Source organism: Micromonospora sp. NPDC048843, from assembly GCF_040649965.1.
Lineage (GTDB): Bacteria > Actinomycetota > Actinomycetes > Mycobacteriales > Micromonosporaceae > Micromonospora > Micromonospora hortensis.
The window spans coordinates 1-5,017 of the sequence record NZ_JBEZGJ010000303.1 but is presented as its reverse complement, the minus strand read 5'-3'; the positions used below and the strand labels follow the sequence as shown (position 1 = coordinate 5,017).

General features: G+C 68.4%; 3 protein-coding genes and 1 pseudogene. 1 reads left to right on the top strand and 3 read right to left on the bottom strand.

The genetic code is table 11. The features are described from left to right. The 3 genes and pseudogenes from AB0C20_RS35130 to nrdR all read right to left on the bottom strand — a co-directional run. Nucleotides 1-79, bottom strand: a pseudogene (locus tag AB0C20_RS35130) (SigE family RNA polymerase sigma factor); the annotation flags it as partial. A gap of 49 nt (nucleotides 80-128) precedes the next feature. Further along, nucleotides 129-3,047, bottom strand: a complete 2,919-nt coding sequence (locus AB0C20_RS35125; RefSeq protein WP_357569626.1) for a vitamin B12-dependent ribonucleotide reductase — start codon at nucleotides 3,045-3,047, stop codon at nucleotides 129-131. A gap of 22 nt (nucleotides 3,048-3,069) precedes the next feature. Then, nucleotides 3,070-3,570, bottom strand: coding sequence for a transcriptional regulator NrdR (gene nrdR / locus AB0C20_RS35120; protein WP_357182832.1), 501 nt, complete (start codon nucleotides 3,568-3,570; stop codon nucleotides 3,070-3,072). Between the two features lie 541 nt (nucleotides 3,571-4,111). Here nrdR and lexA point away from each other — a divergent pair. Continuing rightward, nucleotides 4,112-4,897, top strand: a complete 786-nt coding sequence (gene lexA, locus AB0C20_RS35115; protein WP_030489395.1) for a transcriptional repressor LexA — start codon at nucleotides 4,112-4,114, stop codon at nucleotides 4,895-4,897. The last annotated feature ends 120 nt before the right edge of the window (nucleotides 4,898-5,017 follow it).

Below are 5,017 nucleotides of genomic sequence, written 5' to 3'. Positions count from 1 at the left end.
CCGCCTCGATTCCGCCGAGCCGCTTCCACGCGAGGTAGGTCTTTGTCAGCGCCGTCTGGAGCAGATCCTCGGCCGGGGCCCCGGCCTCCGACGAAGGGAGACCGGGGCAGCGCCGCGTTTCGCGTACGTCAGCTGCAGCCGCTGGTGGAGCCGCAGCCCTCACAGACGTAGCAGCTACCGGCGGGGCGCATCTTCGTACCGCAGGTGAAGCAGAGCGGCGCGTCGGCGGCCTTGCCGATCACGGCCTCCAGCAGTTCGGTGCTGGAACCCACGCTCGGAGCCGGCTTGGCGGCGGCCACGTCGGCCATCTCCTGGGCCGGCTGGGCGACGGCCTCCGGCTTGGCCGGGGTCTCCACCGGCGCGGACGACGCCATCGCGGTGAGCTCGGCGCCGGTGACGCCGGCAGCCTCCGCGTCGGCCTCGGCCCGCAGCTGCGCGGCTCGCTCCGTGGCGGTGAAGATGCCCAGCTCGGCGCGGCGCTCGTAGGGCAGGAAGTCCAGCGCCAGGCGACGGAAGATGTAGTCCATCACCGAGGCCGCCATCCGCACGTCCGGGTCGTCGGTCATGCCGGCCGGCTCGAAGCGCATGTTGGTGAACTTGCTGACGAACGTCTCCAGCGGCACGCCGTACTGGAGGCCGATGCTGATGGCCACCGAGAAGGCGTCCATCACGCCGGCCAGGGTCGAGCCCTGCTTGGACATCTTCAGGAAGACCTCACCGAGGCCGTCGTCCGGGTAGGACGACGCGGTCAGGTAGCCCTCGGCGCCACCGACGGAGAAGCTGACCGTCTCGGACGGGCGCTTCTTCGGCAGGCGCTTACGCACCGGCCGGTACTCGATGACCTTCTCGACCGCGGCCGGCGCGGCCGCTGCGGTCTCGACGGCGGCCGGCTCGGTGGCCTTGTTGGACTTGGCCACCGAGAGCGGCTGGCCGACCTTGCAGTTGTCCCGGTAGATCGCCAACGCCTTGAGGCCGAGCTTCCAGCCCTCGAAGTAGATCTTCTCGACGTCCTCGACGGTGGCCGCCTCCGGCATGTTGACCGTCTTGGAGATGGCGCCGGAGACGAACGGCTGGATGGCCGCCATCATCCGCACGTGACCCATCGGGGCGATCGTCCGCTCTCCCATGGCGCAGTCGAAGACCGGGTAGTGCTCCGGCTTGAGGCCGGGGGCGTCCACCACGTGGCCGTGGTCGGCGATGTGCTCGACGATCGCCTCGACCTGCTCCTCGGGGTAGCCGAGACTCCGCAGGGCACGCGGCACCGTCTGGTTGACGATCTGCATCGATCCGCCGCCGACCAGCTTCTTGAACTTGACCAGCGCCAGGTCCGGCTCCACACCGGTCGTGTCGCAGTCCATCATGAAACCGATCGTGCCGGTCGGCGCGAGGACGCTCGCCTGCGCGTTGCGCCAACCGAACTTGTCACCGATCTTGTTGCCCTGGGTCCACTGCTTGGTCGCCTCGCGGACGATAGCGGTGGCCACCGGGCTGGTCGGCTTGATCTCGTCGTTGGCCGCGGCGTGCTTACGCATGACCCGCTTGTGCGGCTCGGCGTTACGGGCGTAGCCGTCGTACGGGCCGACGACGCCGGCCAGCTCGGCCGAGCGGCGGTAGGCGGTGCCGGTCATCAGGGACGTGATCGACGCGGCGACCGAGCGGCCCTGGTCCGAGTCGTACGGCAGGCCGGTGGCCATCAGCAGGGCGCCCAGGTTGGCGTAGCCGATGCCGAGCTGCCGGTAGGCGCGGGACGTCTCACCGATCTTCTCGGTCGGGAAGTCCGCGAAGCAGATCGAGATGTCCATCGCGGTGATGACGAACTCGACGGACTTGACGAACTTCTCCACCTCGAAGCCACCGTCGGCGCGGAGGAACTTCATCAGGTTGAGCGAGGCCAGGTTGCACGAGGAGTTGTCCAGGTGCAGGTACTCCGAGCACGGGTTCGACGCGGTGATCCGCCCGGTCTCCGGGCAGGTGTGCCAGTCGTTGATCGTGTCGTCGTACTGCAGACCGGGGTCGGCGCACTCCCAGGCTGCCTGGGAGATGGAGCGGAACAGGTTCTTGGCGTCGACGGTCTCGATCACCGAGCCGTCCAGCCGGCCGCGCAGGTCGAAGCCCTTGCCGTTCTCGACCGCCGACATGAACTCGTCGGAGACCCGGACCGAGTTGTTGGCGTTCTGGTACTGCACGCTGACGATGTCGGAGCCACCGAGGTCCATGTCGAACCCGGCGTCACGCAGCGCGCGGATCTTGTCCTCCTCGCGCGCCTTCGTGACAACGAACTCCTGGATGTCCGGGTGGTCGACGTCGATGATGACCATCTTGGCCGCCCGGCGGGTCGCGCCGCCGGACTTGATGGTGCCGGCGGAGGCGTCCGCGCCGCGCATGAAGCTGACCGGGCCGGAGGCGTTACCGCCGGAGGAGAGCAGCTCACGGGACGAGCGGATCCGCGACAGGTTGACCCCGGAGCCGGAGCCGCCCTTGAAGATCAGCCCTTCCTCCTTGTACCAGTCGAGGATCGAGTCCATCGAGTCGTCGACGGCAAGGATGAAGCAGGCGCTGACCTGCTGCGGCGACGGCGTGCCGACGTTGAACCAGACCGGCGAGTTGAAGCTGAACACCTGGTGCAGCAGCATCCAGGTCAGCTCGTGCGCGAAGACCTCGGCGTCGGCCGGGCTGGCGAAGTAGCCGTACTCCTCACCCGCGGTGCGGTAGGTGGTGACCACCCGGTCGATCAACTGCTTGAGCGACCACTCGCGCTCCGGGGTCCCCACCGCTCCCCGGAAGTACTTGGTGGTCACGATGTTGGCCGCGTTGACGCTCCACGACTCCGGGAACTCCACCCCACGCTGCTCGAAGTTGATCGAGCCGTCCCGCCAGTTCGTCATCACGACGTCACGGCGCTCCCAGGAGACCTCGTCGTACGGGTGGACCCCCTCGGTCGTCCACACCCGCTCGATCTTCAGCCCCGCGCCTGCCTTGCTTCGTGAACGGCTAGTAGTCACGCCGTTGCCCCCCTCGTCTGCGCGGTCACCCACCGCGCGTCCCATTCTCTTGAAAAACCGTGAAGTCTCAGCTGGTACGGCCGGCGGCCTCGACCGCATCGGCCCGGCCCTGCTCCCGGGCTCGCGCCGCGGCCCGCAACGTCTCGATCTCGTGCTCGAAGTCGGCGAGGGAGTCGAACGAGCGGTAGACGCTGGCGAACCGCAGGTAGGCGATCTCGTCCAGGTCGCGTAGCGGACCCAGGATCGCCAGGCCCACGTCGTGGCTGGGTATCTCGGCGGCCCCCTTGGCCCGGACCGTCTCCTCCACCCGCTGCGCGAGCAGCGCGAGTGAGTCGTCGTCCACCGGCCGGCCCTGACACGCCTTACGCACCCCACCGATGATCTTCGTGCGACTGAACGGCTCGGTCACCCCGCTGCGCTTGACGACCGCGAGGACCGCCTCCTCGACGGTGGTGAACCGCTTGCCGCACTCCGGGCAGGACCGCCGCCGTCGGATGAGCTGGCCGTCGTCGGCCTCCCGCGAGTCGACCACCCGGGAGTCAGCGTGCCGGCAGTACGGACACCGCATCGCCCACCTCCAAATAATGATCAACCGCGAGCACACCGGAACACACCCCCGGGCACGACTCACCGCGACGGTGCCATCCTCGGATGACGCCCGCCGTGATCGACGTTACGGGAGTGCGGTCGGTAGTCAGACCCAACCTGTAGGCAACTTACGCCCGTGTCACTACTACATCTAGGGGTCGACCGTATGTCGCTGGGGAAGCCGGGTCAAGTTGGCCGGCGTGTCCGGCGCGTCACGGACCATCCGGTCGTCAACGCACCGCACAGCACCCGAAGACCCAACGTCACGACACCGCCCGGGTTACCGGCGAACCAGCCGAACACAGCCGGAAAAAGGTCCAGGATCGAACACCAGTGCTACCTGACGTACCATTTATCAGAACATCCGTACGACCGGAGCGCTTTTCACCCCGACACGCCGGTGAGAGGTCGTACAGATGTTTGAAAATGACTGATCTCACCTATACGGTCATGAACAACGTGGCACCACCGCACGCACCACGAGCCGACGAGGCACCCAGCGCCGACCAGGGAGGACGGACGTGACCGAGGACCGGGCCAGCCGGCCGAAGAGCCCGCAGCAGATCACCGAGGCGGGCCCCCCGGCCACCCGACGCCGCAGCGCCGCGCGCAGCCGGACGGGTCAGCCCGCCGTGCGTCCGGTCACCCCGGTGGTCAGCGCCTTCCCCGACCCGGCGACGGTCGACCTGACCGCCCGCCAGCGCCGCATCCTGGAGTTCATCCGCAATTGGGTGGAGCGCCACGGCTACCCGCCGAGCGTCCGCGAGATCGGCGAGGCGGTCGGCCTGGTGTCGCCGTCCAGCGTCGCCTACCAGCTCAAGGAGCTGGAGAAGAAGGGCTTCCTGCGCCGCGACCCGAACCGGCCGCGCGCGGTGGACGTCCGCGCCCCCAGCGAGGCGATCGACGACGAGCTGTCGAGGGCACAGCGCCCCACTCCGGCGTACGTGCCGATGCTCGGTCGGATCGCCGCCGGTGGGCCGATCCTCGCCGAGCAGGCAGTGGAGGACATCTTCCCGCTCCCCCGCGAGCTGGTGGGTGAGGGCGAGGTCTTCATGCTCCAGGTCAAGGGCGACTCGATGCTCGACGCGGCGATCTGCGACGGTGACTGGGTGGTCGTCCGGCAGCAGCCAACCGCCGACTCCGGCGAGATCGTGGCCGCCATGCTCGACGGCGAGGCGACGGTGAAGACCTACCGGCGGCGCGACGGGCATGTCTGGCTGATGCCGCAGAACCCCGCCTTCGACCCGATCCCCGGCGATGACGCCACCATCATGGGCCGGGTCGTGGCGGTGCTACGCCGGATCTGACCGATCGGCGGGTGAGTGCCGACGGCGCTCATTGGAGGAGAAGGGCGACTCCGACCTGGTCTCCAGGTCCGGGCGACGGTCGAAGTGGTCCACCATCGACGTCTTACCCCGACCGGTGAT